The 25,851-nt window shown below is 69.1% G+C and carries 26 protein-coding genes; 12 read left to right on the top strand and 14 right to left on the bottom strand.

Annotated elements, in window-relative coordinates:
- Positions 1–110: 110 nt before the first annotated feature.
- Positions 111–3,455 (bottom strand): bifunctional lysylphosphatidylglycerol synthetase/lysine--tRNA ligase LysX, encoded by a 3,345-nt coding sequence (gene lysX, locus ACWEQQ_RS01970; protein ID WP_452346818.1) that lies wholly within the window; start codon positions 3,453–3,455, stop codon positions 111–113.
- Positions 3,456–3,585: 130 nt separating this feature from the next.
- On the opposite strand from lysX, the gene ACWEQQ_RS01965 reads away from it, so the two are divergent.
- Positions 3,586–3,807, top strand: coding sequence for an RNA-binding S4 domain-containing protein (locus ACWEQQ_RS01965; protein ID WP_452339321.1), 222 nt, complete (start codon positions 3,586–3,588; stop codon positions 3,805–3,807).
- 189 nt (positions 3,808–3,996) lie between these two features.
- On the opposite strand, the gene rraA is transcribed toward ACWEQQ_RS01965, so the two are convergent.
- Positions 3,997–4,488: a ribonuclease E activity regulator RraA gene (gene rraA, locus ACWEQQ_RS01960; RefSeq protein WP_379392990.1), complete on the bottom strand. Its 492-nt coding sequence runs from the start codon at positions 4,486–4,488 to the stop codon at positions 3,997–3,999.
- Between the two features lie 5 nt (positions 4,489–4,493).
- Complete coding sequence (locus ACWEQQ_RS01955; RefSeq protein WP_452346817.1) at positions 4,494–5,000, bottom strand: nitroreductase/quinone reductase family protein; 507 nt, start codon at positions 4,998–5,000, stop codon at positions 4,494–4,496.
- A gap of 153 nt (positions 5,001–5,153) precedes the next feature.
- On the opposite strand from ACWEQQ_RS01955, the gene ACWEQQ_RS01950 reads away from it, so the two are divergent.
- Positions 5,154–7,394, top strand: a complete 2,241-nt coding sequence (locus ACWEQQ_RS01950; RefSeq protein ID WP_452346816.1) for a serine/threonine-protein kinase — start codon at positions 5,154–5,156, stop codon at positions 7,392–7,394.
- Here ACWEQQ_RS01950 and ACWEQQ_RS01945 read toward each other — a convergent pair whose 3' ends face one another.
- From ACWEQQ_RS01945 to ACWEQQ_RS01920, 6 genes are all read right to left on the bottom strand, one after another.
- The gene (locus ACWEQQ_RS01945) at positions 7,395–7,856 is read right to left on the bottom strand and encodes an SRPBCC family protein (protein ID WP_452339318.1); all 462 of its coding nucleotides are present in this window, start codon (positions 7,854–7,856) and stop codon (positions 7,395–7,397) included.
- A 96-nt stretch (positions 7,857–7,952) separates the two neighbouring features.
- Complete coding sequence (locus ACWEQQ_RS01940) at positions 7,953–8,921, bottom strand: CopD family protein (RefSeq protein ID WP_452339317.1); 969 nt, start codon at positions 8,919–8,921, stop codon at positions 7,953–7,955.
- Entirely contained in the window at positions 8,918–9,454 is a 537-nt protein-coding gene (locus tag ACWEQQ_RS01935; RefSeq protein WP_452346815.1) for a copper resistance CopC family protein, read from the bottom strand. Before ACWEQQ_RS01935 ends, ACWEQQ_RS01940 begins: the two co-directional genes overlap by 4 nt.
- Positions 9,451–10,107 (bottom strand): YcnI family copper-binding membrane protein, encoded by a 657-nt coding sequence (locus tag ACWEQQ_RS01930; protein WP_452346814.1) that lies wholly within the window; start codon positions 10,105–10,107, stop codon positions 9,451–9,453. Before ACWEQQ_RS01930 ends, ACWEQQ_RS01935 begins: the two co-directional genes overlap by 4 nt.
- Before the next feature lie 49 nt (positions 10,108–10,156).
- Positions 10,157–10,657 (bottom strand): hypothetical protein, encoded by a 501-nt coding sequence (locus tag ACWEQQ_RS01925; RefSeq protein ID WP_452346813.1) that lies wholly within the window; start codon positions 10,655–10,657, stop codon positions 10,157–10,159.
- Between the two features lie 7 nt (positions 10,658–10,664).
- The gene (locus tag ACWEQQ_RS01920; RefSeq protein WP_452339313.1) at positions 10,665–11,303 is read right to left on the bottom strand and encodes a DUF6474 family protein; all 639 of its coding nucleotides are present in this window, start codon (positions 11,301–11,303) and stop codon (positions 10,665–10,667) included.
- 177 nt (positions 11,304–11,480) lie between these two features.
- Here ACWEQQ_RS01920 and ACWEQQ_RS01915 point away from each other — a divergent pair, with 177 nt between their 5' ends.
- The 3 genes from ACWEQQ_RS01915 to ACWEQQ_RS01905 all read left to right on the top strand — a co-directional run bounded on the left by ACWEQQ_RS01915 (position 11,481) and on the right by ACWEQQ_RS01905 (position 15,597).
- Positions 11,481–13,130 carry a TM0106 family RecB-like putative nuclease gene (locus ACWEQQ_RS01915; RefSeq protein WP_452346812.1) on the top strand — a complete coding sequence of 550 codons (1,650 nt, stop codon included), beginning with the start codon at positions 11,481–11,483 and terminating at the stop codon, positions 13,128–13,130.
- A complete protein-coding gene (htpG, locus tag ACWEQQ_RS01910; RefSeq protein ID WP_452339311.1) occupies positions 13,127–15,082 on the top strand; it encodes a molecular chaperone HtpG in 1,956 nt (651 codons plus the stop codon). Before ACWEQQ_RS01915 ends, htpG begins: the two co-directional genes overlap by 4 nt.
- A gap of 314 nt (positions 15,083–15,396) precedes the next feature.
- The gene (locus ACWEQQ_RS01905; protein WP_201943098.1) at positions 15,397–15,597 is read left to right on the top strand and encodes a cold-shock protein; all 201 of its coding nucleotides are present in this window, start codon (positions 15,397–15,399) and stop codon (positions 15,595–15,597) included.
- A 121-nt stretch (positions 15,598–15,718) separates the two neighbouring features.
- Here ACWEQQ_RS01905 and ACWEQQ_RS01900 read toward each other — a convergent pair whose 3' ends face one another.
- Positions 15,719–16,486 (bottom strand): SDR family NAD(P)-dependent oxidoreductase, encoded by a 768-nt coding sequence (locus ACWEQQ_RS01900; protein ID WP_354847511.1) that lies wholly within the window; start codon positions 16,484–16,486, stop codon positions 15,719–15,721.
- A gap of 143 nt (positions 16,487–16,629) precedes the next feature.
- On the opposite strand from ACWEQQ_RS01900, the gene ACWEQQ_RS01895 reads away from it, so the two are divergent.
- Both ACWEQQ_RS01895 and ACWEQQ_RS01890 read left to right on the top strand, forming a co-directional pair.
- Positions 16,630–17,538, top strand: a complete 909-nt coding sequence (locus ACWEQQ_RS01895; protein WP_452339310.1) for an SDR family NAD(P)-dependent oxidoreductase — start codon at positions 16,630–16,632, stop codon at positions 17,536–17,538.
- 28 nt (positions 17,539–17,566) lie between these two features.
- On the top strand, positions 17,567–18,211 hold the full coding sequence (locus tag ACWEQQ_RS01890) for a TetR/AcrR family transcriptional regulator (RefSeq protein ID WP_452346811.1): 645 nt from the start codon (positions 17,567–17,569) through the stop codon (positions 18,209–18,211).
- Here the strand turns inward: ACWEQQ_RS01890 and ACWEQQ_RS01885 are convergent.
- The 3 genes from ACWEQQ_RS01885 to ACWEQQ_RS01875 all read right to left on the bottom strand — a co-directional run bounded on the left by ACWEQQ_RS01885 (position 18,152) and on the right by ACWEQQ_RS01875 (position 20,534).
- On the bottom strand, positions 18,152–18,901 hold the full coding sequence (locus tag ACWEQQ_RS01885; RefSeq protein WP_452346810.1) for a TMEM165/GDT1 family protein: 750 nt from the start codon (positions 18,899–18,901) through the stop codon (positions 18,152–18,154). The two genes, ACWEQQ_RS01890 and ACWEQQ_RS01885, sit on opposite strands and share 60 nt — an antisense overlap.
- A gap of 295 nt (positions 18,902–19,196) precedes the next feature.
- Complete coding sequence (locus ACWEQQ_RS01880) at positions 19,197–19,718, bottom strand: peptidase (protein ID WP_354847523.1); 522 nt, start codon at positions 19,716–19,718, stop codon at positions 19,197–19,199.
- A 192-nt stretch (positions 19,719–19,910) separates the two neighbouring features.
- The gene (locus ACWEQQ_RS01875; RefSeq protein WP_364608842.1) at positions 19,911–20,534 is read right to left on the bottom strand and encodes a superoxide dismutase; all 624 of its coding nucleotides are present in this window, start codon (positions 20,532–20,534) and stop codon (positions 19,911–19,913) included.
- 195 nt (positions 20,535–20,729) lie between these two features.
- Here ACWEQQ_RS01875 and msrA point away from each other — a divergent pair, with 195 nt between their 5' ends.
- Positions 20,730–21,410 (top strand): peptide-methionine (S)-S-oxide reductase MsrA, encoded by a 681-nt coding sequence (msrA, locus tag ACWEQQ_RS01870; protein ID WP_452346809.1) that lies wholly within the window; start codon positions 20,730–20,732, stop codon positions 21,408–21,410.
- Positions 21,411–21,507: 97 nt separating this feature from the next.
- Here msrA and ACWEQQ_RS01865 read toward each other — a convergent pair whose 3' ends face one another.
- Complete coding sequence (locus ACWEQQ_RS01865; protein WP_452339306.1) at positions 21,508–22,119, bottom strand: hypothetical protein; 612 nt, start codon at positions 22,117–22,119, stop codon at positions 21,508–21,510.
- Positions 22,120–22,430: 311 nt separating this feature from the next.
- Here ACWEQQ_RS01865 and ACWEQQ_RS01860 point away from each other — a divergent pair, with 311 nt between their 5' ends.
- From ACWEQQ_RS01860 to ACWEQQ_RS01845, 4 genes are all read left to right on the top strand, one after another.
- Positions 22,431–22,802: a rhodanese-like domain-containing protein gene (locus ACWEQQ_RS01860; RefSeq protein WP_452339305.1), complete on the top strand. Its 372-nt coding sequence runs from the start codon at positions 22,431–22,433 to the stop codon at positions 22,800–22,802.
- 18 nt (positions 22,803–22,820) lie between these two features.
- Positions 22,821–23,918, top strand: coding sequence for a DUF4328 domain-containing protein (locus ACWEQQ_RS01855; RefSeq protein WP_452339304.1), 1,098 nt, complete (start codon positions 22,821–22,823; stop codon positions 23,916–23,918).
- On the top strand, positions 23,915–24,682 hold the full coding sequence (locus ACWEQQ_RS01850) for a glycerophosphodiester phosphodiesterase (protein WP_452339303.1): 768 nt from the start codon (positions 23,915–23,917) through the stop codon (positions 24,680–24,682). The genes ACWEQQ_RS01855 and ACWEQQ_RS01850 overlap by 4 nt, the downstream gene beginning before the upstream one ends.
- Positions 24,683–24,896: 214 nt before the next feature.
- A complete protein-coding gene (locus ACWEQQ_RS01845; protein ID WP_452339302.1) occupies positions 24,897–25,814 on the top strand; it encodes a DUF5926 family protein in 918 nt (305 codons plus the stop codon).
- Positions 25,815–25,851: the final 37 nt, after the last annotated feature.

Genomic DNA, 25,851 nt, shown 5'->3' with positions numbered 1-25,851 from the left:
ATCTAGGTAGTGCATGGATACCCCAATCCGTGTGGCCGGTGGGCCCGCCCCGGGCCGAATCCCAGATTAACCGGGGATCCGGCCCGGGGAATCAGGGTTTTCCCTGGTCCCTATCGGGATTCGCTTGGCGTGGTGCGGGGTTTCACGAGCGGGAACGGCAGCGTTTCGCGGATGCTGCGGCCGATCAGCAGCATGACCACCCGGTCCACGCCGACGCCGAGACCGCCGGTGGGCGGCATGGCGTGTTCGAGGGCCTGCAGGAAGTCCTCGTCGAGTTCCATGGCCTCCGGGTCGCCGCCGGCGGCCAGCATGGACTGTTCGGTGAGGCGGCGGCGCTGTTCCACCGGATCGGTCAATTCGCTGTAGGCGGTGCCCAGTTCGACGCCCCAGGCCACCAGGTCCCAGCGCTCGGTGACGCCCGGAATGTGCCGGTGCGCGCGCGTGAGCGGGGAGACGGAGGTGGGGAAGTCGATGTAGAAGGTGGGTTCCTCGGTGGCCGATTCCACCAGGTGCTCGTACATCTCGAGCACGAGTTGCCCGGCGTCCCAGCCCAATTGGAAGGGCACGCCCGCCTTCTCGCAGAGCAGCCGCAGCCGCTCCTCGTCGGTGTCGGGGGTGATGGTCTCACCGATCGCCTCGGAGACGGCCCCGTGCACGGTCTTGACCGGCCAGTCGCCGGAGATGTCCACCTCGGTGAGGGCACCGTCGGGTCCGGGGCGCAGCGCCACCATCTTGCCGTTGGCGGCCACCGCGGCCTCCTGGATGAGCTGGCGGCAGGCGTGCATCATGCGTTCGTAATCGCTGTGCGCCTCATAGGCTTCCAGGATGGTGAACTCGGGGTTGTGGCTGTAGTCCACGCCCTCGTTGCGGAAGACGCGGCCGAGTTCGAACACCTTCTCCATGCCGCCCACGCACAGTCGCTTGAGGTACAGCTCGGGGGCGATGCGCAGGTACAGGCCGAGGTCGTAGGCGTTGATGTGGGTGGTGAACGGGGTGGCGTTGGCGCCGCCGTGCACCTGCTGCAGGACGGGGGTCTCGACTTCGAGGAATCCCCAGCCGTGCAAGGTGTCTCGCAGCGACCGCACCACCGCGCTGCGCTTGGCCAGCACCTCGCGGATATCGGTGTTGATGGCCATGTCGACATAGCGTTGCCGCACTCGGGCTTCCGGGTCGGACAGACCCTTCCATTTGTCCGGCAGCGGGTGCAGGCATTTGCCGATCATCCGCCAGTCCTGGGCGAGCAGCGAGAGTTCGCCGCGGCGGCTGCGGCCGATCTGGCCGCTCACCTCGACCAGGTCGCCCAGGTCGAAGAATTCGGTGAACGACTCGCTGCGGTCGGCGCCCACCCGGCCGCGGTCGATGAGCAGCTGGATGTCGCCGGACCAGTCGCGCAGCACGGCGAAGATGACGCCGCCGTAGTCGCGAATCCGCAACAGCCGCCCGCAGACTCGCACCGTGGTGCCCTGCGGGCAGCCGCGGGCGGCGGACACGGTGTGGGTGGGCGGGTAGGCGACCGGGTAGGCCTCGACGCCGGATTCCTGGAGCTTCTCCAGCTTGTCCATGCGCACCCGCACCTGTTCGGGGCGGCGCGGGCCCTGCTCCTCGAGCTCCTCCGGCGGCAGGTCGGGCGGGCTGCCGTCGGCGTGCAGCCCGGTCATGGTGGGCGGCACCGAGGGCCGCAGACCGGTGTGCGCGGAGGCGTCGTGCTCACGGCCGATGCGGGGCAGGAAGCCTTCGGCGAGCGCGCTGGCCGTAGCGACGCGCAGCAGGTGCCGGCGTTCCTCGAACAGCGAGAACCGTGGCACCCAATCCGGCTGGTACTTCACATTGGAGCGGTAGAGCGCCTCCAGCTGGTACCAGCGGGAGAAGAACATGAGCACGCCGCGCCACAGGCGCAGCACCGGGCCGGCGCCGATGCGGCCGCCCTCCTCGAAGACCGCGCGGAAGACCGCGAAGTTCAACGAGATTCGGGTGATGGCGTACTGCTCGGAGGTGAGGGCGAGCCGCGAGATCATGAGTTCCATCAGCCCGTTGGGCCCGGTGCGGTCGCGGCGCATGAGGTCGAGGGAGACACCGGTGCGGCCCCACGGCACGAACGACAGCATGCCGAGCACCTGGCCGTTGGGGGCGACGGACTCGACCAGCAGGCAGTCGCCGTCCAGCGGATCCCCGAGCCGGTCGAGGGCCATGGAGAAGCCGCGTTCGGTCTCGGTGTCGCGCCAGGCGTCGGCGCGCCGCATGACGTCGGCCATCTCCTCGGGCGGGACCTCCCGGTGCCGCCGCACCCGCACCGTGATGCCCTGCTTGGCAAGACGATTGGCGGCCTGGCGGACCGGTTTCATATCGGGTCCGGCGAGGGAGAAGCTGCGGGTCTCGAGGATGGCCTCGTCGCCCAGCCGCAGCGCGGACAGTCCGGCCCGCCGGTAGGCGGTCGCGCCGATCTCGCTGGCGCCCATGACCGCCGGGGCCCACCCGTACTGGTCGGCCAGCCGCAGCCAGGCGTCGATGGCGTGGCCCCAGGACTCCTTCTGCCCGATGGGGTCGCCCGAGGCCAGGCACACGCCGAGTTCGACGCGGTAGGTGACGGCGGCCTTGCCGCTGGGCGCGAAGACGACGGCCTTGTCGCGGCGGGTGGCGAAGTAGCCGAGCGAGTCCTCGACGTCGGAGCGTTCGATGAGCCCCCGAATGGCGGATTCGTCCAGCCCGGTGAGCGCGTTGGAGGAGCGCTGCGACCGGAACAGGGTGAAGACGGCGGCCAGCAGCGCGATCGCGCCGAACAGACCGAGCAGCAGGTTGACCAGGTGCGGCGGGTGCCCGTCGAAGTCCTCGTTGGAGACCAGGATCGCGCCGGTGACCCGGGACACCGCCCACAGCGCGCGTTCGGTGTGGTCGGGCAGGCTGCCGGGGAACAGTTCGACCAGTCCCCAGCCGACCAGGCAGCCCAGCGCGAGCCCGCCGGCCAGCACGCCGAGCGCGCGCCAGACCGCGCCGCGCTGCACGTGCGTGTAGAACTCGGACCACGCGGCGATGAGCACGCCGATGACCACGACGTGAATGACCAACGCCACCAGGGCATTGATGTCGCCCTCGGCGGCGAAGTCGAGGGCGTTGGCGAGCGCGAAGGCCGCCATGTACCCGACCAGCAGCCACCAGGCGATCCGCTTGCGGCTGGCGGTGGCGCCCGCCAGCAGGCCCACCACCAGCGCCCACACCAGTGAGGTGTCGGGGGCGTCGAAGTAGTAGGTGTCGACGAAGTGGCGTAGGTGCGAGGTCAGGAACCGCAGCCCGGGCGAGATGCTCCAGGCGAAGCAGAGGACCGAGAAGACGCCGAGCGCGGTGCCCGCGATATGCGGCACCTCGCGCAGCCGGCCGTGCCCGCGGTGTGGCACCTCGGGCGATCGCGGCTCCGGTCTCTGGTCGGAGTCGTGGGGCGGCCGGTCCTGCGTCGAAGTCACTGCACCAGTGTGAATGTTGCCGATGCCCATATGCACTCAGAACCCGGTTCGTGTCTCGTGGCCGCCGCGTGGCGGCTGGTGGTGGGGGCGGCGTTTGGTGTGGAGACGGCCGCGGGTGAGGATGTAACCCATGTCGGATCCAGTCGATGTCCCGATCGAAGACGATGTCATTCGACTCGGCCAGTTCCTGAAGCTGGCGAACCTCATCGATTCCGGTTCGGAAGCCAAGACGGTTATCGCCCAGGGCCTGGTTCGTGTCAACGACGAGGTGGAGCTGCGACGGGGTCGCCAGCTACATGCGGGCGATGTGGTGGCACTGGCCGGGCACCAGGCCCGGGTCACCAGCGGCTGAGCGCGCTTCGCGGGCAAGGTACTCCCGGATCCGTAGGGGTTCGGTCTGCGCCCCGCGCGGCCGGGCTCACCGCGTTCCCTGCGGGTTGCCGGCGGCGTGACTCCCGCGGGGGCTCGGAGGCTGGGCCCCCGGCTCCCCATTCTCGGGGGTACGGCGGCCGTTACCCCTGAGAGCTTCCCGAGAGTTGGGTCAATCCTCGCTGCGAACGACAACGCCGTCATGGTCGCTGTAGAGCATGTCGCCGGGAACGAAGGTGACGCCACCGAATTCGACGGTGACATCTTTCTCGGCATTCGCGCCGGTCTGGGTGCTCTTGCGCGGGTTGGTGCCCAGCGCCTTGATGCCGATGGGCAGGGTGCGCAGGATGGCCGAGTCCCGGACCGCGCCGTTGACGACGACCCCGGCCCAGCCGTTGTCGACGCCGCGGCCCGCGATGATGTCGCCGACCAGCGCGGTGTGCACGCTCGCGCCGCCGTCCACGACGAGCACCCGGCCTTCGCCGGGTTCGCCGAGGGTCTGCTTGACGAGCAGGTTGTCCTGGAAGGTCCGGATGGTCACGATGCGTCCGGCGAAGACCTCGTGGCCGCCGAACTGGATGAACTGGGTGTCGCAGCTGCGGATCTCGGGGCCGATCTCGTCGGCGAGGTCGGCGGTGGCAATGGCGTTCGCTGATTCGGTCACGGTAACTATCTTGTCAGGGCGAAAATGCGCAAGTCACGAGCGGTGCGATTGCGGTAGGCGGTGTACGCCTGCGTGGTCTCCTCGAAGCGTTCGAAGACCGCCTGCTGGCGGTCCTCGTCGACGACCAGGGTGGCGGTGACCGGAATGTGCTGCCCGGCGATGGCGACCTCGGCGGCCGGACTGGCGAGCAGGTTGGCGGTCCACGCCGGATGGTGGGACTGGCCGAAGTTGGATCCGATCACGTAGAGCGTATCGCCTTCGTGCACGTAGAGCAGGGGAGTGGTGCGCGGCTGCCCGGATTTGCGGCCGACGGTGGTGAGCAGGATGACGGGCGCGCCGATCGGGCCGAGCACGGTGTACTTGCCGCCGGTGCGTTCGAGCACCTTGCGATCCAGCGGCGTCAGTTTGCGGATGACCATTGAGCCGACCTTGGTGGCGGCGAACGGACTGGCCAGGCGGGACAGCAGATTGGTGCGGGAACCCCAGATCCGCTCGGGAAACTGCTCACTCATACCGCGACTCTAGTGGCCCGTGACCGGCGGTGTTGTGCCGTCGCGATGCGCTCTGCGGCTGCCGAACGATCTATCCACAAGAGTTAATCAACCGTGCAGTCGGATTCTCGGGCGCATACTGGCGGCACCCGATGGGTTCAGGTCGGGAGAGGCATGAACGTAGAACAGGCGATCGACTCGGGTGCTGTCGACGAGACCCGCTCCCTGCTGGCGTCCGTGCTCGCCGGATTCCAGGCCGCCTGGGAGGCGGCCGCGGCGCCGCCCAGCCTGGCCGAATTCCTGCCACGCACACCGCACCTGCGCCGCCTGGTGCTGATCGAACTGATCAAGGTCGACCTGGAATACCGCTGGATCCGCTACGACTTCCCCAAGCGCCTGGCCGACTACCGGGCCGAGTTCGACGAATTGCGTTCCGGTCCACTGCCGCCCGATCTGGCCTACGAGGAGTTCCACGCGCTGCGGCGCTCCGGGCCGCACGGGAATGGTCACGGTGCGGCGGTGGACGGCGGCTGCCATCCGACCGAGGTCGTCGCCACCGAATGGGCCGAGCACGACTACCGCAGCACCCTCATCGCCCGGCCGCAGGCGCAGCACGCCCTGGAGGGCATCGAGGTCGGCGATCGGCTGGACGATTTCGATCTGCTGGTGGAACTGGGCAGCGGTGCCTTCGCCCGGGTCTTCCTGGCCCGGCAGCGGTCCATGCAGCGACTGGTGGCGGTGAAGGTCTCGCAGAACCACGGCACCGAATCCGAGACCCTGGCGCGGCTGGATCACGAGCACATCGTGCGCGTCTTCGACCAGCGGCTGCTCGGCGACCGGGAGCTGAAACTGCTTTACATGCAATATCTTCCGGGCGGCACGCTGTCGAAGATGCTGGCACTGGTGCGTTCTCGCGAGCCGGCGGATCGCGACGGCGGGCTGCTGCTGGAGGCGGTGGACGCGGCCATGCGGGACCGGGGCGGCCTGGTGCCCGGCGAATCACCCACGCGCGCAGCGATGCCGGAGCGCAGCTGGCCGGAAACCGTTGCCTGGCTGGGCAGCCGGTTGGCACGCGCACTCGACCACGCGGCCCGGAACGGGGTGCTGCACCGCGATATCAAGCCCGCCAATGTGCTGCTCACCGCCGATGGCAGCCCGAAACTGGCCGATTTCAATATCAGTTTCAGCGCGCACGTGGCGGGGACCAGCCCGCTGGCCTACTTCGGCGGCTCGCTGGCGTACATGTCGCCCGAGCAGCTGGCGGCCTGTCACCCGCAGCTGCCCGAGACCGCCGCTGATCTGGACGGCCGCAGCGACATCTACGCGCTGGGGGTGGTGCTGTGGGAGCTGCTCACCGGCCGCCGTCCCTTCGAGGACGAAACCCGCGCGGGGGATTCGGAATCCTCGCTCGAACGCATGCTCCGGCTGCGCCGCCACGAGATCGAGCCCGCCCGCCTCGACGACCTGCCGCCGGACTGCCCGGCCACGCTGCGGCGGGTGCTGCTCAAATGCCTGGCCCCCGATCGCGAGGACCGCTGGGTCACGGGTGCGGCGCTGGCCCAGCAGCTGGACCTGTGCCTGGATCAGCGGGCCCGGGATCTGGTGGATCCGCCGGCGAGCAGCTGGCGGTCCCGGGTCGGCCCGTGGTCGCTGGTCGCGCTGATCACGGCGGCCAGCATGTTCGGTGACGGGCTCGGCATCGCCTACGCCAACCTGCACAATCATCCGCTGTTCGCGCTCTGGTTCTCGGCGGGGGAGCAGGCGCGGCTGCGGTTGGTGGGCAATCTGCTGTTCCTGGTCAGCACGCCGGCCGCCATCGCGCTCACCAATTACCTGTGCCGCCGGGCGTTCATCGTGTGGCGCGGACTGCGGCGCGGCCGGACCTACGATCCGGAGACCCTGGCCCGGGCGCGGCGCGACACCCTGATCGACGGCGACCGGGTGGCGCTGCTGGCCTTCGGCTGGTGGGTGGTGTCGGCCGCGATCACGGCCATCGCGCTGGTCGTGTACACCGGCCTGCCGCCGGGGCGCATTGTGAATCTGGTTGCGACGATGCTGGTTTCGGGTGCGATCGCGGTCGCGTACCCGTTCTTCGTGGTGACGTTCTTCGTGGTGCGCTGCTTCTATCCGCGGCTGCTCACCCACGGTGAGACGGCGCGCGATCACGATGCCCTGCGCGCCCTGAGCCGTCGCTGCACCCGGTATCTCGCGGTGGCGGTGGCGATTCCGTTGATCGGAGTGATCGCGAGTCTGACGTTCCTGACCGCTGAAGAGGTTTCGCTGGAGCTGATCTCCATCTACGCGCTGTGCGCGGTGGGTGTCCTCGGGTTCCTCGGCGACTACTGGCTGTTCCGCCGGACCGAGGCCGATCTGCGGGCCTTCGCGGGGGTCGGCGGCTCTGGCGACCCCGGGTGACTAGGCGGACGTGCGGGTGGTGTGGAACGCGGCGACCTGGGTGACCAGATTGTGGGTGGAGCTCTTCACCGCGAGCTTCACGAACGGCTCGATGGTCTTGCCGAGGATCTTGCCCGCGATGCCGCCGGGGACCCGGTAGTCGACGATGGCGTCGATGGTGCAGGATTCCTCGCCCTTGTCGTGGAAGAGGAAGGTGGATTCGATCTCGAAGCCCTTGATGGACTTCACCGCGATGGCGGAGCCGGGTTCGTGCCGGACGATCTTGATGGTGGAGTGCAGGGCGATCGGGCCCAGCTGAATGGTGCCGTCGAAGGTGGCATCCACGCCTTCGACCTGGTCGGTCAGCGGGGTGAAGGCACTGATCTCATTGATGAATTTCGGCAGGTGCCGGTAATCGTTGACGTAGGCGAAGGCCGATTCGGCCGAGGCGGCGCAGTCCGCGACGATCTTGACTTCGGTCATGGGCGCAACTGTAACGTGTTCTAGTTTTACCCGCAGGTCTTGTGATGCATGCCATCTATGAACCGGCACACCCGAATTCGAGAACCGCGGACCACCTCACGCGGTGACGGCCAGCGTACCGGCCAGCCCGAACACTAGCGCCATCACCAGCACTTCGGCAATCGCGCGCCGCAGCGAGTCGTCCGCGGTCATGCGGTGATCGGCGACCTTCGGCACCCAGCTGCGCCGCCACCACCAGCCCAGCCCGAGCAGCACCGCCAGCAGCACCGTCTTCGCCAGCAGGATCCGCCCGTACCCGCTGGTGAACAGCGGGCTCACCCCGCCGATCCGCACCAGCCCGTTGATCACCCCGGTCACCAGCACCGTCACCACCAGCGGCATCGCCCACGCCGAGTACCGCGGCAGCAGCACCGCCCACTCGCCCCGGGTGCGCACGGTCAGCGCCAGCGCCAGCAGCAGGCCGAACCAGGCGCCGGCCGCCAGCGCGTGCAGCGCCGCCAGTACCGAACCGAGCGGCTGCTGCGACATGTGCCCGGTGATCGGCCGCAATGCCAGCGTGACGGCGGTGAACACCAGCACCAGATCGACGGTGGCGCGGTCCGGCCGCCGGAATCCGAAGGCGCTGTAGATCGCCACCGTGCCGCTGCCGATCAGCAGCGCGATACCGATCTGCCCGCCGCTCACGTGCGCGAGGTAGTCGCCGAACTGCGCGGCGCTCAGCTGCCGCGCCGTAATGCCCTGCACCTCCGCGGCTTCCAGCGCGAGCATGGCGAATTCCATTGCCGCCCAGAGCGCGGCGAGCACGGTGAGCGGCCGCCACTGCGGAGTCAGCCGGTCCGAGAGCCGCGGCAGCGCGGCCAGCCCCAGCACCGTCGCCCCCGCGCAGTCGGCGAGGACCCGGACCGGGGCCTCGGCCTGCACGGGTTCGGCGGCGGCCAGCGCCCAGGCCAGGGCCGCACCGGCCAGGGCGATCGGGATGACCAGCGCCAGCAGCCATCTCGGTGAGCTGCCACCGCCGGTCGTCCCGCGCTCCCGGCGACGATCGGTGCGGTCGATCCGATTCACCTGCGCTGCTTGCCCCGTCCGCCGAACAGGGCGAATGCCAGGCCGCCGCCGAACAGCACCACCGCGCCCACGATGAAGATCCACAGCGGCACCCCGCCGCCGTCGGCGCCGCCGGACTTGGCGGCACTGTCGGCCCTGGGGCCCGGAGTTCCATTGCCGGGCTTGGTCAGTGTGAACGTCCGCTTACCGCTGACCGGATGCCCGTCCGCGGAGGTGACCCGGTACGCGATCGTGTATTCGCCGGTCGGCCCCAGCTCACCGACCTCGATGCTGATGGTCGGTCCCTCCACCTTCGGCTGCCCCTTCGACCACAGGTTGTGGTCCGGCCCGGTGACCGTCATGGACGGGTAGGCCGTCTGCAGGTTCTCGTTGAAGGTGATGCTCACCGACGCCGGTGAGGTGTCGATCTGCGCGCCGTTGTCCGGGCTGGAGGAGACGGGGGTGGAGTGCGCGTCGGCGACACCGCCGCCCAGCAGTGCGAATCCGGTGACCAGCAGGCCGGTGATCAGCCCGGCCAGCAGCTTGCGGTTCACGACCGCCGTCCCCGGATGACGCTGCCCAGGCCGAGGGCCGCGCCCAGCGCGCCCAGCGCCAGGCCGGCGCCGCCGAGCCAGCGGGCGGTGTCGTCGCTGCTGCTCTTGTCGCTCGCGGCGGCATCCGTGGCGGCCGGGGCGTCGTCATCGCCGCCGGTGCTCTGGGCCAGGGTGAGGCTGGGAGCCGGGTGATCGGGCTCGCTGCCGTCGGCGTTCATGGGCTGGTTCCACTCGACGACCTTGCCGTCGCTGTAGGTCTGGGAGGTGTTGAAGCTGACCTTCTCCTGCTTGGGCAGCGGGCCCACGGAGAGTGCGAAACGCTGGAACTGGCCCGGGGCGACGCCCGGGTTGCCCGGATCGGCGGTCCAGGTGACCGCCACGGCCTCGCCCTGGGCGTTCTTGTCGACCTTGGCGGTCCAGCCCGCGATGGGCTCGGTGCGTGCGCTCTTCAGATTCGGCAGCGTCACGGTCAGTTTGGTGGTGGAGGCGGTGTCGGACTCGGTCGGCACCCGGAAGGTGGCGACGGCGTAGCCGCCCTGGCTGGCGCCGGGGGCGTCCACGACCACGTGCGCGGCGGCGATGCCCGCGCCGGACAGCAGCAGGCCGGCGGCGGCCACCGACGTGACGAGGGTGCGGGAAAGGGAGGTGTGCATGACTGTATTGCCTTCTCTGACAATGGTTACGGGTAGATAGGAACGGGGGTTACGCCGTAACCGGTGGCGCGCGCGGTCCGCTCGCGCCCAGGGCGAGAAGGGTTTTCGGGGTCGGGACCGATCGCGGGCGGCGCGCCTGCGCGGCCCGCGCGCGACGTCCGCCGGGCCGGGTGAGGATCACCCGGACGGCGCTCGAGATCAGCCCGTAGAGTCGCTCGGCGGCCAGGATCAGGATCGCGCAGCCGGCCGCCGCCACCGCGTGTGCGAGCAGCATCGGCCCGTGCCCGGTGAATTCCATTGCCCCCGTGGCATGCCCGTGCTGGACGAGGCCGCTGAGGGCGAGGTGGCAGACGGGCTGGCCGGCCACCATGAGGATCGGCAGCGCGGCGGGGGGCCGCAGCGCTGCGGCGAGCGCGCCGATGACGGCCGCCGCCAGCATCAGCAGCATGAGCCCGGAGGAGCCGGGGTAGCCGCCGCCCGCGAACCCGTGCGCGCCGACCGCCAGGGCCGCCATGGCGACGCCTGCCAGTCCACCGCGCATCGGGCTCATGGGTGTCTCAGTTCACGCCGAGGCGGGCGAGCACGTCGGCCTCGATGCCGGAGAGCTCGTTGGAGATGGAGGCGTGCACGGCGCGGCGGCGCGGCACCGGCATCTGGGCGGCGGTGCGGACGGCCGCGGTCAGGCTGTCGAGCCGATCGCGGCTGGCGGTCACGAACTTCTTGGTCTCGGTGTCGGAGTTCTTGGACTCGATCTCCGACAGCGTGGACTCCACGCCCGCGATGCGCGCCTGCAGCTTCGCGCCCGGGCCGGAGAACTCGCTCAGCTGATCGAGCCCGATGCCCAGCTGCTGGGCGCGGCGGGTGTCGAGCTGCCCGCGCACGAAGGTCGCGCCGCGGTAGGCGAGCGGGGCCAGCACCGGCACCAGCACCCGGGCCACGCCCAGGTACTTGCGGATCGAGGCCGCGCTGAACGGATCCCGTTCGGCCCGGGCGGCGATCTTCTGCGCGGCCTTCTCCTCGGCGTGCAGTTTGGCGATCTCCGCCTTGGCGACCTGCTTCTGCGTGTGCGCTTCCGCCCGATTCTTCCTGCGCTCGTTGCGCGCGCCGAGCTTGGCCTCCATGCCGGCCTTGTGTTTGAGGGCTTTCGCCTCGGCCCGGCGGCTGACCCGCTTCTTGCGCTTGCCGAACAACCCCATTGATGGCCTCCGTCATGCTGGTTCGCCATGGCAGCACAGGGCCGGGGGAAATGCCTGTCCGCCCATGAAACACAGTTTGCGAATCACCCTAACGGGTGGGTTCGCCGCGCAGCGAGCGCCTTGGGGTTTCGGTGCCAGTTCGTAGGGATGTCGGGGGTGGAGGCCATACTGACTGGCGTGTATTCGGGCATCGGTGACCATGGTGAGCGTGCGGCATTCCTGGATGCGCGTGCGCTGATCGGCTGTCGGCACCGGCTGCATCTGGACGCGAGTAATCCGGGCGTGTTGACCGGGGTCGCCGAGGACGCGGGCGTGCAGCAGCGACGAGAAGCCGCCGCGGCGCACCGATCTCACGTGCGGGATACGCTGGTCGCCGCGGCGCCCGGCAGCTGGACGGTCATCGATCCGAAGCAGCCCGCGCCGCAGCGGGCCGCGGCCACCATGGCCGCCATGGCGGCGGGGGCGGACCGGATCTGGGGCGCGCTGCTGCCGCAGGAGCCCGACACCGGCCGCCGCGGCGGCTGCGAAATCCTGTGGCGCGACAGCGATCGCGGCGGATACATCCCGGTCATCGTGGTGAACCACAAGGTGACCGATCCGCGGCAGCCGGACCCGGCCGACTACCACCCGACGACCAGCGATCTGTACCAATGGAATCCGCAGCCGGACCGGCACGTCCGCACCCGGCCGCAGCCGCGGGACCTGCAGCGCCTCGCGCACCTCTACCGCATGCTGCAGCGGCACGGGCTGGCCAGCCCGGCCCTGGTCGGCGGCGCCATCGGCTATCACTTCGACCGGGTCCTGGTCCACGACCTGGGCCCCGTCCTGGCCGATTACGACATCCGCTACGCCGACCGCATCGCGGTGGTGCGCGGCGAACTCCCCACCGTCCCTTCGAAAGTCCCCGAGTGCCGCCAGTGCCCCTGGTGGAGTCGGTCGCCCGAGGAGGGCGGGCGCAGCTGTGAGCAGTGGCTGTCCGAGCACCGCGATGTGAGCCTGGTGGCGCCGGGCTCGCGCGCGGAGGTGCTGCGCCGCCACGGCGTCGAGACCATCGACGATCTGGCGTCCTGGAGCGGCGACGATCCCGACGACTGGCAGTACGAGCCGTTCACCGAGGCCGTGGTCACCGCCCGCGCCTGGGCCACCGGCGCGCCCCTGGTCCGCCGGGTCGACCGGGTGCGGGTCACCCGCGCCGACGTCGAGGTGGATGTGGACCTGGAGAGCTTCCAGGAGCACGGCGCCTACCTGTGGGGCACCCTGCTGGACGGCGTGTACCGCCCGTTCGTCACCTGGGACCCGCTGCCCACCGAGGACGAGGGCCGCTCCTTCGCCGAGTTCTGGACCTGGCTCATGCAGGTGCGCGCCCAGGCCGCCGCGGACGGCAAGTCCTTTGCCGCCTACTGCTATTCGCGCACCGCCGAGGACAAGTGGCTCTACGAGTCGGCCCGCCGCTTCGCCGGCCGCCCGGGCATCCCCACCGAGCGCGAGGTGCAGCGGTTCGTGGACGGCCCGCAGTGGGTGGACATGTTCCAGGCCGTCTCCGAGCAGTTCATCTGCCCGAACGGCAAGGGACTCAAGAAGATCGCGCCGGTCGCGGGCTTCCACTGGCGCGACGCCGAGGCCGGGGGAGAGGCCTCGATGGCCTGGTACCGCCTGGCCGTCGGGTACGAGGGCGGCGAGCCGGACCTGTCCCAGCGCACCCGCATCCTGGAATACAACGAGGACGACGTGCAGGCCACCAAGGTGCTGCGGGATTGGATGACCGACCGGGCCGACGCCGAGGTTCCGGCCATCGCCGACTTCGCCCGACGTAATATCGCGTCGTGACCGAACACGTCGAACACCTGGAGTTTCAGGCCGAGACCCATCAGCTGCTGGAGCTGATGATCCACTCGGTGTATTCGAACAAGGACACCTTTCTGCGGGAGCTGGTCTCCAATGCCTCCGACGCACTGGACAAGCTGCGCCTGGAGACCTTCCGCGACAAGGACCTGCACGCCGACACCTCCGACCTGCACATCGAGCTCGCGGTCGATCGCGACAACCGCGTGCTGACGGTCCGCGACAATGGCATCGGCATGTCCCGCGCCGAGGTCGTGGACCTGATCGGCACCCTCGCCAAGTCCGGCACCGCGCAGCTGCGCAAGCAGCTGCTGGAGGCCAAGGCCGGTGACCAGCAGGCCGAGGAGCTGATCGGCCAGTTCGGCATCGGCTTCTACTCGACCTTCATGGTGGCCGACAAGGTCACCCTGACCACCCGCAAGGCGGGCGAGAACACCGGCACCCGCTGGGAATCCGCGGCGGGCAGCTCCACCTACTCGATCGAGGAACTGGACGACGCCCCGCAGGGCACCACGGTGTCGCTGCACCTGAAGCCGGCCGACGAGGACGATCACCTCTTCGACTACACGCAGGAGTGGAAGCTCCGCGAGATCGTCAAGAAGTACTCGGATTTCATCGCCTGGCCCATCCGCATGGATGTCGAGCGCACCGTGCTCGACGGTGAGGGCGAGGACAAGACCGAGAAGACCCTGGTCGAGACCCAGACCCTGAACTCCCAGAAGGCGCTGTGGACCCGCCCGCGCAGCGAGGTCTCCGACGAGGAGTACACAGAGTTCTACAAGCACGTCGCGCATGCCTGGGACGATCCGCTCGAGATCATCCCCATGAAGGCCGAGGGCACCTTCGAATACCAAGCGCTGCTGTTCATTCCCTCGCACGCGCCGTTCGATCTGTTCACCCGCGAGCACAAGCGCGGCGTCCAGCTCTATGTGCGCCGGGTGTTCATCATGGACAACTGCGAAGAGCTGATGCCGGAGTATCTGCGCTTCGTCAAGGGCGTGGTGGACGCGCAGGACCTGTCGCTCAATGTGTCCCGCGAGATCCTGCAGCAGGACCGGCAGATCCAGATGATCCGCAAGCGCCTGGTGAAGAAGGTGCTGTCCACGGTCAAGGACCTGAAGAACGCCGAGGATCAGGCCAAGTACCAGGACTTCTGGCGCGAGTTCGGCCGGGTGCTCAAGGAGGGCCTGCTCTCCGACCACGACAATCGCGAAACCATCCTGGGCGTCTCGTCTTTCGCGTCCACGCATTCGGACAGCGAGCTGACCTCGCTGGCGCAGTACGTCGAGCGCATGCCGGAGACCCAGTCGGCCATCTACTACATGACCGGCGAGACCCGCCAGCAGATCGAGAACTCCCCGCACATGGAGGCCTTCCGGGCCAAGGGCCTCGAGGTGCTGGTGCTGACCGATCCGGTCGACGAGATGTGGGTCGGCTCGGTCACCGAGTTCGAGGGCAAGCCCATCGTCTCCATCGCCAAGGGCGAGGTCGATCTGGAGACCGAGGACGAGAAGAAGGCCTCCGAGCAGCTGCGCGAGCAGCAGGAGAAGGACTTCGCCGACATTCTCGGCTGGCTGCAGCAGACGCTGGACGCGGACGTGAAGGAGGTGCGCCTGACCAACCGGCTCACCACCTCCCCGGCCTGCATCGTGGGTGATGTGTTCGATTTCACCCCGATGCTGGAGCGCATGTACCGCGCCTCCGGGCAGGAGCTGCCGCACAGCAAGCGCATCCTCGAGCTGAATCCGGCGCATCCGCTGGTCACGGGTCTGCGCGAGGCGTACGCGGCGACATCCGGCGGGGACGAGAAGCCGGTGGAGCTCACCGAGACCGCCGAATTGCTCTACGGCACCGCGGTTCTCGCCGAGGGCGGCGAACTGAAGGATCCAGCGCACTTCGCCCGGATCCTCGCCGACCGCCTCACCCGCACCCTCTGAGGGACGTTCATGGATCGGGCTCCTGCGGTGTTTCCGCAGGAGCCCGACCCATAGCAAGCGGGAATTGGTCATGCCCGGTTTGTGGCAAGTGTGACGATCCGCATCTCCCGGTGATTTCGGGAACTAGCCACGAACGCGTACGTTGTACGTCTTGGTCGTAAGTTTTCGTGTTCGTGTTCAACATGCTCGCGCGGAACAGTGTGCGGGCGTCGCTTCACCTTGCCAGGCAAGTTGCAAGCCGCCTTCTGATCGACCCCGGGTACCGCGGCCGCGGTACCCACGCACTAAAAGAAACACCTCGTCAGGAGAAGGTAATGGTTCAGGGCACCGTCAAGTGGTTCAACGCGGAGAAGGGCTACGGCTTCATCGCCCGCGAAGACGGCCCCGACGTTTTCGTCCACTACTCGGAGATCGAGGGCAACGGCTACAAGCAGCTCGAGGAGGGCCAGGCGGTCTCCTTCGAGATCACCGAGGGCAAGAAGGGCCCCCAGGCTGCGGCCGTCCGCCCGCACTAGGGAGGCTGCGGGCGCTACCCCGCAACTCACTGAGTCGTGAATTGGCAAGGCCCGCACCGGATTCCGGTGCGGGCCTTGTTGCTGTCCGGGGGTCCGGGGGCATGGCCCCCGAGACCCAGCGTCAGCGCGGCGCCATACGCAGCGCGCCATCCATGCGGATGGTCTCGCCGTTCAGGTAGTCGTGCTCGGTGATGTACTGCGCGAGCTGCGCGTACTCGTCCGGGCGGCCCAGGCGGGACGGGAACGGCACGCCCGACTCGAGGCCCTTGCGGTACTCCTCGGTGACACCGGCCAGCATCGGGGTGTCGATGATGCCGGGGGCGATGGTGTTGACGCGGATGCCGAACTGCGCCAGGTCACGCGCGGCCGGGACGGTCATGCCGGCGACGCCGCCCTTGGAGGCGGAGTAGGCGATCTGGCCGATCTGGCCCTCGAAGGCCGCGACCGAGGCGGTGTTGATGATCACGCCGCGCGAGCCGTACTCGTCGACCGGGTCGGTCTTGGCGATGGCGTCGGCGGCCAGGCGCATCACGTTGAAGGAGCCGAGCAGGTTCACGGTGATCACCGTGCGGAACAGCTCCAGGTCGTGCGGGCCGTTCTTGGACAGGATGCGTCCCGCCCAGCCCACACCGGCGCAGTTGACGACAATGCGCAGCGGCACACCGGATTCCACGACCGTGGCGACCGCGGCGGCCACCTCGTCACCGCTGGTGACGTCGGTCGGGATGAGGGTGACACCGGCGGGGACACTGTCGCCCGCGCGCTCGATGGACTGAGCCAGATCCAGGCCGAACACGGTCGCGCCCGCGTCGGCGAAGCGCTTGGCGGTGGCGGCGCCCAGCCCGGACGCACCTCCGGTGACAATGGCGGCGGAGCCCGAAATCTCCACGGTGATTGGTCCTCTCGACTGTGGACGGCCCTCTCACTGGCCCTCCGTCAATAGGCACCATAGCCGGGCTGTGCGCACGCTTACGCAAGAGGCTCGCAAGATTTGCGAACACGGGTGTTCGTATAAGTGGTAGTTTCGCAGACATGAACGTCAGCACGGCCGGTCTTCGCCGTGGATTCCGCCGTCCGGCCCTGCGAGTGGCCGGCAAACGCATCCTGATCACCGGCGCGGCCCGTGGCATCGGGGCCGCCCTGGCCCGCCAGCTGCACGTGCACGGGGCGCACGTGGCCCTGCTCGGCATCGAGGAGTCACTGCTGGCCCAGGTCGCGGCCGAATGCGGCGACGCGCCCTGGCGCTACTGCGACGTCGGTGACCCGGCGCAGGTGGAGCGGGTCGTCAACTCCCTCACCGCCGAACTGGGCGGCCTGGACGCGGTGGTGTGCAATGCCGGGATCGCCCGGCAACTGTCCCTGCTCGACGGCGACCCCGGCGTGCTCGAGGAGACCCTCACGGTCAATGTGCTCGGCGCCTACTACACGCTGCGCGCCGCCGGACCCCACCTCGCGCACCCCGGCGGCTACGTCCTGCTCATCTCCTCGCTCGCCGCGGCCATCCACCTGCCCCTGGCCGGCGCCTACAGCGCCTCCAAGGCCGCGGTCGAGGCGCTCGGCGACACCCTGCGGATCGAACTGCGCCACACCGGCGCCCGGGTCGGCATGGCCTACTTCGCCGAACTCGACACCGAGATGACCAGCCGCGGTTTCGGCACCGAGGCCGCGCGCAGCATTTTGGGCCGCTCCACCGTCTCCGGCATCGCCCCCCTGGGCCCGGCCATCGACGCCTGTGAACGCGCCCTGGCCCGCCGCTCCCGCCGCATCGTCTCGCCGTACTGGGTGAGCATGGTGCTGTGGTGTCGACCGCTCGCCCAGCGTCTGGTGGACTATTCACTACGCGGGGGCGTGGCCGGCGGACTCGAGATCGCCCGCACCGAACCGGCGGATTTCACCACCGATCAACCGGCTCGCCCCAGCAGAATGAGAAAGCTCGCCTGAATCGCTCGAGGCCAACGGAGTCCTGCACATGCCCGAATCGGCAACCCGCCAACTGCCCCGCGGCCGCCACGGCCTGTCCCGCGAAACCGTGGTGGCCGCGCAGCGCGACCGTATCCTGCTCGCCCTGGCCGAGGCGATGGCCGAGAACGGTTATGTCGGAACGCCGGTGGCCGCGGTGATCAAGCGGGCCGGCGTCTCCCGCGAGACCTTCTACGAGCAATTCCGTTCCAAGGAGGACTGTTTCGAGGCCGCTTACGAGCGCGCCGCCGAACTCATGCTGACCGGCATCCTGACCGCCACCGGCTCGGAATTCGACGGCGAGACCCGCACCGAGCGCATCGAACGCGTGCTCGGCGCGTACCTGGATGCGCTCGCGGGCCAACCCGCTTACGCCCGTGTGTTTCTCGTCGAGGTCTACGCCGTCGGCCCCGAGGCCATCGCGCGCCGCACCCAGCTGCAGGAGACCTTCGTGGCGATGGTCGCCGATGTGCTCGGCGCGGACACCGAGGAGCAGCGCTTCGCCTGTCAGACCCTGGTCGCGGCCCTGAGCGCCATGGTCACCGCCCGGGTCGCGGTGGGCGACCTGGACGGGCTGCGGGAGTTGCGGGAACCGCTACTGGACCTCGTGCGGCGCAGCGGGGACCTGTTCGGCAATACCGTGCTCGGTGACTGAGCTCGCCGGGACAACGGTCACGGCCCGGCGGTGCAGCAGCCACAGCGCGCCGCCGGCGAGGGCCGGCAGGGCCAGCGACAGCACCGCGATGGCCGGCGTGCCCAGGCCGTGGGCGAACGCCTCCAGCAGGGTCAGCGCACCGAAGTAGAGGAACAGCAGGCCCGAGCAGCCGGCGATGAACCGCTCCGGAATGTGCTTGCCGACCGTCACGCCGATCAGGATGGCGAGCGCGCCCGCGGCCACCATGCCCGCGACCGACCCGATCCACACCGCGACCCAGCCGTTCTTGGTGGCCAGGGCCATGGTGGCGAACATGGTGCGGTCACCGAGCTCGGCCAGCAGGAAGGCCGACAGCACCACCAGGAACGCCGAACGCGACTTCGGCTGCGGCGCGATCTCTCCCTCGTCCTCGCCGGAGTTCGACGGCAGCGTTTCGCGCAGGGTCCACAGGCCGACCGCGATGAGAGTTGCTGCGGCACACAGGGAAATGACTCCGGTCGGCAGCGCCGCGCCCAGGAAGTGGCCGACACCGACGGCGATCAGATTCACCAGCACGCTGGCGACGGTGATGCCCGACAGCACCACCCACCAGTGGTAGCGCAGCGCGAAGGTCAGGGCCATGAGTTGCGATTTATCGCCCAGTTCGGCGAGGAACAGCACGCCGAAACTCAGCAATATCGTGGCGATCATGAAGGTCAGCTCCCAGGTCTCCGGCCTGTCGGCTGAAATGCGGGGACGCTTCAGCCGACACCGCACCGGTCAATCGGTTTGGTTTCTTGTCGGCCGAAGGTCTCGCCCACCGGAGAAAATCCGGTTCACGCGCCGGATCCGGGAGGATCAGTATGTCGACGGCGTGATTGGGGGCTACTCCCCTTCGCTCGGCCGCAATGCTACTCCGGCAAACCGGGCCCGGGCAAATGGCCGTTGCCCAAATCGCAATGCGCACAATAAGTTTGGCGATACTGCCGGAATGTTTCGGTTACCCTCACGCGGCCAGCAGCATGGCCAGAACCGCGGTGTCGGGATCACTGATCGGATCCACCCCCACCCGCGAAACCATCGAGGTCACCGTGCCGTCGCTGTCGGTCTCCACCCAGGCCGCCCGATGTTCGAGTCCCAGATGCGGCAGCCCCGGCAGCAGCAGGCACCCCGAGGCCGCGCCCGTGCACTCGGGCAGCGAGGGTCGCGTCTCGCGCGGCGGGTGCAACATGATCAGCGCCGGTGGCACATGACCGGCAAACATGCCCGGCTGTAATCCTTCCGTCCCCAGCACCGTGCCCTCGGCGATCACCAGCCCGACCATCGCGGGATCCGGGTCCTCGGGGAGTTCCTCGCGCGCCCCGAACACCGTCGAGGTGGGCAACAACCCCGGCAGACCGGCCACCCGCACCGCGAGCACCAGTAATTGCGCCCATTCCTTGGTGGAGTCCGGCCAGCGTCCGGAGATCACGAAACCCTGTAGCGAACCATGCGCATGGAACGGCATGACGCCGACCTGACCATTCATGATGTGCCTCCCGAACCTCCCGGGGGCGACGGTGCCCGGTGCTGCTGTTGGGAACACCAGGTTGTACCCGAACAGAACTGGCACACAAGTACCAGAGAGTGCTAGCACCCGGACCCCGCAAATGCGAAAGGCCCGCGAACCGATGCGGTTCGCGGGCCTCAGGCGTACGAGCGGGCCGGAGCCCGACGGGCATCAGCCGAAGATCAGACCCTTGCCCTGGTTGACCGCCTTGGAGTAGCGGTCCTGAATCTCGGCCCAGTTCACGACGTTCCAGAACGCCTTCACGTAGTCGGCCTTGACGTTCTTGTACTGCAGGTAGAAGGCGTGCTCCCACATGTCCAGGCCGAGCAGCGGGATGATGCCGAGCGGCACGTTGCCCTGCTGGTCGGTCAGCTGGAAGGTGAGCAGCTTGTTGCCCAGGGTGTCGTAGCCCAGCCAGGCCCAGCCGGAGCCCTGCAGGCCGTTGGCGGCCGCCGAGAACTGCGCGACGAACTTGTCGAAGGAACCGAACTCCTCGTCGATGGCCGAGGCCAGGTCACCGACCGGCTTGTCGCCGCCTTCCTTGGACAGGCTCTTCCACCAGAGGGTGTGGTTGACGTGGCCGCCGAGGTGGAACGCGAGGTTCTTCTCGTTCAGGAAGATGGCGGCGTGGTCATCCTTGGCACGCGCCTCCTCCAGCTTCTCGAGGGCCGCGTTGACACCCGCGACGTAGGCCGCGTGGTGCTTCGTGTGGTGGATCTCGTTGATCTGCCCGGAGATGAAGGGCTCCAGGGCGCTGTAGTCGTAATCGAGGTCTGGCAGCGTGTAAACAGCCACGATGTCCCTTTCCGTGTCGGGGCCGTGTGCCCTCGGCAGGTGCCGAGGCGCACCCAACCATCATTCGTACACCCGCTCGTCTCCAACCGGGCTGCGCGCCCCCACATTCCACCCGATGTATATCTTTCCCAACCTTTGGAATTCGCCTGAACGCAACATCGTCGCCGGTCGCGCCGGGGCCCGTAACATCGAGTCATGTCCTGGTACGACGAGTTCGTCGGGCGGGTGCGACTACCGGAACCGATCATGGTGACAGCCGGGCAAGCGTTGCCCGGCCGCTCCGAGCCGCTGGTCGTACCGGACAAACACTTTGTCAGCGGACATTCCCTCAAACCTCCGTTTCCGGCGGGCACGCAGCTCGCGGTGCTGGCCATGGGTTGCTTCTGGGGTGCGGAGCAGGGCTTTTGGGAGTTGGACGGCGTGTACAGCACCGCCGTCGGCTACGCGGGCGGATTCACCCCGAACCCCACCTACGAGGAGGCGTGTTCCGGCCGGACCGGGCACACCGAAGCGGTGCTGGTGGTCTTCGACCCGCAGGTGATCGACTACGCCGCGATCCTGAAGCAGTTCTGGGAGAACCACGATCCGACACAGGGCATGCGGCAGGGCAACGACCGTGGCACCCAATACCGTTCGGCGATCTACACTCTCGGCGACGAGCAGCGCGCGGTGGCCGAGGCGACCAGGGCCGGCTATCAGGAACGGTTGGCGGCGGCCGGATTCGGCGAGATCACCACCGAGATCGCCCCGCTGCCGGACCTTTCCGCCTTCTTCTACGCCGAGGGCTATCACCAGCAGTACCTGGCCAAGAACCCCGGCGGCTACTGCCCGGACCATGGCACCGGCGTGAGCTGCGCGATCGGGCTCGGCGCGTAAGCACTTCGGCGGACCATCGCGCAGGCACACCGGCAGGCCACATCGAAAGGGGTTCCGGGACTTGGTCCCCGAACCCCTCGAGCGTGTCCGCCGCTCGCTACAGCGGCGGGACGACATCCGGCCGCATGGTGCGCGGGTCGCCTGCGTCGTGCGCCTGCCACCAGCGGACGCCGCCGGCGATGAAGTCCGGCAAGGGGATCGGGTTGCCCTGCCGGTCGGTGACCTCCACGCCTTCGAACCAGACGCGCACGTCGAGTTCGCGCGGGTCGACGCCCTCCTCCTGGGAGAACTCCATCATGTGGGCGCCGGGCGTGTCGCTCAGCCTGGTGTCGAAGCTCAGCAGTTTGCGCCACTGGCTCCAGGAGGTGTCGGCGAGGTCGAGGAAGTCCCAGCCGTGCAGCGCGCCGCCGCCGAAGCTCTGGACGGCGTCGTGCAGGCCGTCGAGGGTGAGCGGGAGCACAATGGGCTCGTTGTCGTCCCAGCGCTGCCGGCGTAGCGAGGCGGCGACCCGGCTGACCCCGGTGAGGGTCAGATAGATGTCGCAGTCCGCCGGCGGGGGACCGTCCTCGGGCAGGGTCAGCACGTCGAGTTCCAGCCGTAGTGTGGCGCGCGCCGTGTCGACGTCGATGCCGAGGCATGTCGCCTCCGACAGCGCGCGGTCGAGTCCGTTGATGTCCAGGCCGTCGAGTAGCCCCCTGCTCACAGTCATAGCGCCAGGCTACCGATCTTGCCCGGCCGGACCCAGGATTTCAGTTATTCGGTAGTGTTGTCGTTTTTTTCGAGTGCGCAAGGAACCGCGCGCTCACCTGCGGCGTCAGACTGGATGGGGTCTTCTGGGACAGAGGCCCGAGGTCGGTCGCTCCGGAACGGGGAGGGGACTTCCGGATCGGCCGACCAGGACGAATCGGTCGTCTATCAACCTGTGGATCAGGTTGTGGATTATGTGGATAACTCCCGAAACCAACCCTGCGCAGCTACGGAACTCCACAGCCCTCGCGCGCGCGTGGCAGGATCGGAACCGTGACGAACCCCCACGTGCCCACGGTGCCGATCGACGCGGTTCCCGCGGAGTTCGACGCTGCGGACGGCTGGGGTTCGCCCGCGCCCGCGCCCGCCCAGCTCCTCGACGTCCGCGAGGACGACGAATGGCAGCTCGGCCGCGCGCCGGGCGCCATCCACATCCCCATCACCGACGTGCCCGCCCGGCTCGACGAACTCGACATCGACGCCGAGATCTACGTGATCTGCCGGCAGGGCGGCCGGTCCGTCCCGGTGGTGGAGTACCTGAACCAGATCGGCTACGAGGCCGTCATGGTCTCGGGTGGCATGGTGGCCTGGCAGCAGATCGGCAGGCCGCTCACCGGTGACGGTCCCGAGGCGAAGATCTACTAGGCGCGGAGAGGTGGAGCGATGAACGGGGGACAGGTGGGCCGATCGCGATCCGCCGTCGTACAGCCGTGCGCCCGCTGTGGCGCGCGCTGGGCGGTACAGGGCAAGCCGCTGCACTGGTGCCCGCGCTGCCACGGTGTCCTGCTCTCCCCCGCACCGGTGGACGCGCCCGCCGACCGGCGCAACTACCGCTGGGTGGCCCGCCCGCCCGGCCGCAGAACCAATGGCGCGCAGCCGGTCCGGCGTCCGGGTCCGCTGCAGACGCCGCGCTACCACCGGATTCCCCAGTGGGGCCTGCAGGATCGGCCCCCGGCCGCGGCCGCCGCGCCGCATCGCCCGCTGGCCGCGCTGAGTGACCGCATCACCGTGCTGCTGCCGGCCACCGCCGGTGTGTTCGTGTTCTCCGCCCTGGCCGAACTGGGCCGGTACGGCGTGTTGCTGCGCAACCGCACCCGCCTCATCCCGCCCTGGCTGCTGTGGATTTCCGATGCGGCCGTGACGGTTTCCGCGGTGGTGGCCCTGGTGCTGGCGCTGGTGTCGGCGGTGGCGCTGGTCGGCTGGCTCACCGAAACCCGCCGCGCCGCGTACGCGAGTGTCGGCGAGTCGGATCCGCGGTCGCTGCGCGCCCTGGTGCTGGGCTGTGTGGTGCCGATCGTGAATCTGGTGTGGCCGGGCATCTTCCTGACCGAGGCGGCCCGGCTGCGGTCGGCGGGCGGTGCGGATCCGCGGCTGCTGTGGGCGGTCCGGATCTGGTGGGCGGCTTGGCTTCTCAATGCGGCGCTGGTGCTGGTGGCGATCCTGTACCGGTTCACGTCCTCGCTGCAGGTGCAGGCCGACGGCGTGCTGGCGAGCATGTGGACCGATCTGGTCGCGGCCGGTGTCGCGGTGGCCTCGCTCGGGCTGGTGCACGCCTTCGCGGGCCTGGATCTGCGGGGCCGCCCGAAGACGCTGCGCCGCTGGGTGATCGCCACCGGGCCCGCGCGGCCGGTGATCGAGCCCGTGCGACGCGCGCCCGCCGCCGTGGTCGGGAATGATGCAGTGGTCGGGGATGACGCAGCTTCCGGGGATGACGCAGAGGCGTCCCCGGCCGCGGAGCAACAGGAGGTAGTGGCGAAGTGAGCCGGGCCAGTCGTGCGCCGTTCGTGGTCGCGCACCGGGGGGCGTCGGCGGCGCGACCCGAACACACCCTCGCCGCCTACGATCTCGCCCTGCAGGAGGGCGCCGACGGCGTCGAATGCGATATCCGCCTGACCCGTGACGGGCACCTGGTCTGCGTGCACGACCGCACCGTGGATCGCACCTCGAACGGATCGGGCGCGGTCAGCGAGATGACTCTCGAAGAGCTGAAGGCGCTCGACTTCGGTACCGCGGAGGAACCCGAGGGCGTGCTCACGCTGTCCGAGCTGATCGAGCTGGTGCTGGACTGGAAGAGCCGTCCCACCAAGCTTTTCATCGAGACCAAGCACCCGGTCCGCTACGGGGCGCTGGTGGAGACCACGCTGCTGACCGAGCTCACCCGCTACGGCATCGGCGCACCCGCCTCGGCGGATCACTCACGCGCGGTGGTCATGTCGTTCGCCGCCACCGCGGTCTGGCGCATCCGCCGCGCGGCCCCGCTGCTCCCGACCGTCCTGCTGGGCGAATCCTCCCTGTACCTCTCCGGCGGCGCCGCCCACACCGTCGGCGCGACCGCCATCGGCCCGTCCGTGCGCACCCTGCGCGAGCACCCGGACCTGGTCGACAAGGCCGCCGCCGCCGGCCGCGCCACCTACGTCTGGACCTGCGACGATCCCGAGGACGTCCAACTCTGCGCCGACCTCGGCGTGGATTGGATCGCCACCAACTACCCCGCCCGCACCAAGGCCGTTCTCGCCACCGCCTGAACGCCGCACCGCGGTTCGCTCGACTTCGAGCTATTACAGTCCGCGCCAACCACTTTGGATCGGAAATCTTTGGTGGTTCGCGGCGCGTCTCGTTCTGGACTGACGGAGCGGGGGAGCGAAGCGGAGGAGCGGAGGAGGGAAGAACGAGACTTTCAGCGCCGCGAACCCGCCCGGAGCGAAGCGGAGGGCATCGAACACAGTAGGTTTGCCAGTCATGGGTAAGAGCAAGCGCAACAGTCCCAAGCCGGACTCCAATCGGGCGCAGAAGCTGGCCGCCCGCCGCGCCGAACAGGAGGCGGCGGCGCAGGCCGTGACGCGGCCCTTCGAGGGCTTGGCCGCCGAATGCGATCTGGTGGCGCTACGGGAGTTCGTGCCGTCGGCGACCGCGATCTTGAAGCTGTCGCCGAATGTCGCCGCGGAGCGGGAGGTCACCCTCGCCACCGTGCTGCCGGGCGCGGTTGCCGCGCTGGTGCGGGCCGGTGACGAGCCGATCGGTTTCGTCGGCACGCAGGTGCAGTTCCAGTCCGCCGATCCGGCCGCGGATCTGGCCGCCGCCGTGCTGTGGACCCAGTCCGCCACCCCGGGCGAGTCGCTGAGCGCCACGACCGTGGATGGCACGCCGCGGCTCACCGAGGTGCTGGATCCGGGTGCGGCCCTGGATCTGACCGTGCACCAGGACTTCAACTGGTGGGTGCCGGCGGGTGTCACTCCGGATCCGCAGGTGGCCGCCACCATCGAGCAGGCCAATCAGGCCATCATGCCGTCGGCCCGTCTGGAGCTGGGTGCGGACGCCGTCGGCGCGGCCTGGTGGGTGGACGCCGGCGAGAAGGCGCACATCCGCTGGGTACGGCCGGAGGACGAGGACCAGCTGATGCTGGCGCTCGCGCGGCTGCACGCGGCCGGTGATCTGCATCTGGGTGAGGGTTCGCGCTTCGCGGGCTCGTTCCGCACCCATGGTCTGCTGGTGCCGGTCTTCGACCTGGATCCGGAGCGGCACGCGAGCGAGTGGGAGGGCCCGGCCCGCGAGTTCGGTGCGAAGCTGGCGACCGCGCTGCAGTCGGACGCCCCGCTGACCTCCGAGGAGCGCCGCTCCCGTGACGGCCTGCGGTCGCGCCAGGTCACGCTGCGCTGACATTGTCGGGCTGAGCACCCGCGGTACCGGCACGGTC

The sequence above is a fragment of the Nocardia sp. NPDC004123 genome, from assembly GCF_053603795.1.
This window is presented reverse-complemented; position numbering and strand designations above follow the sequence as displayed.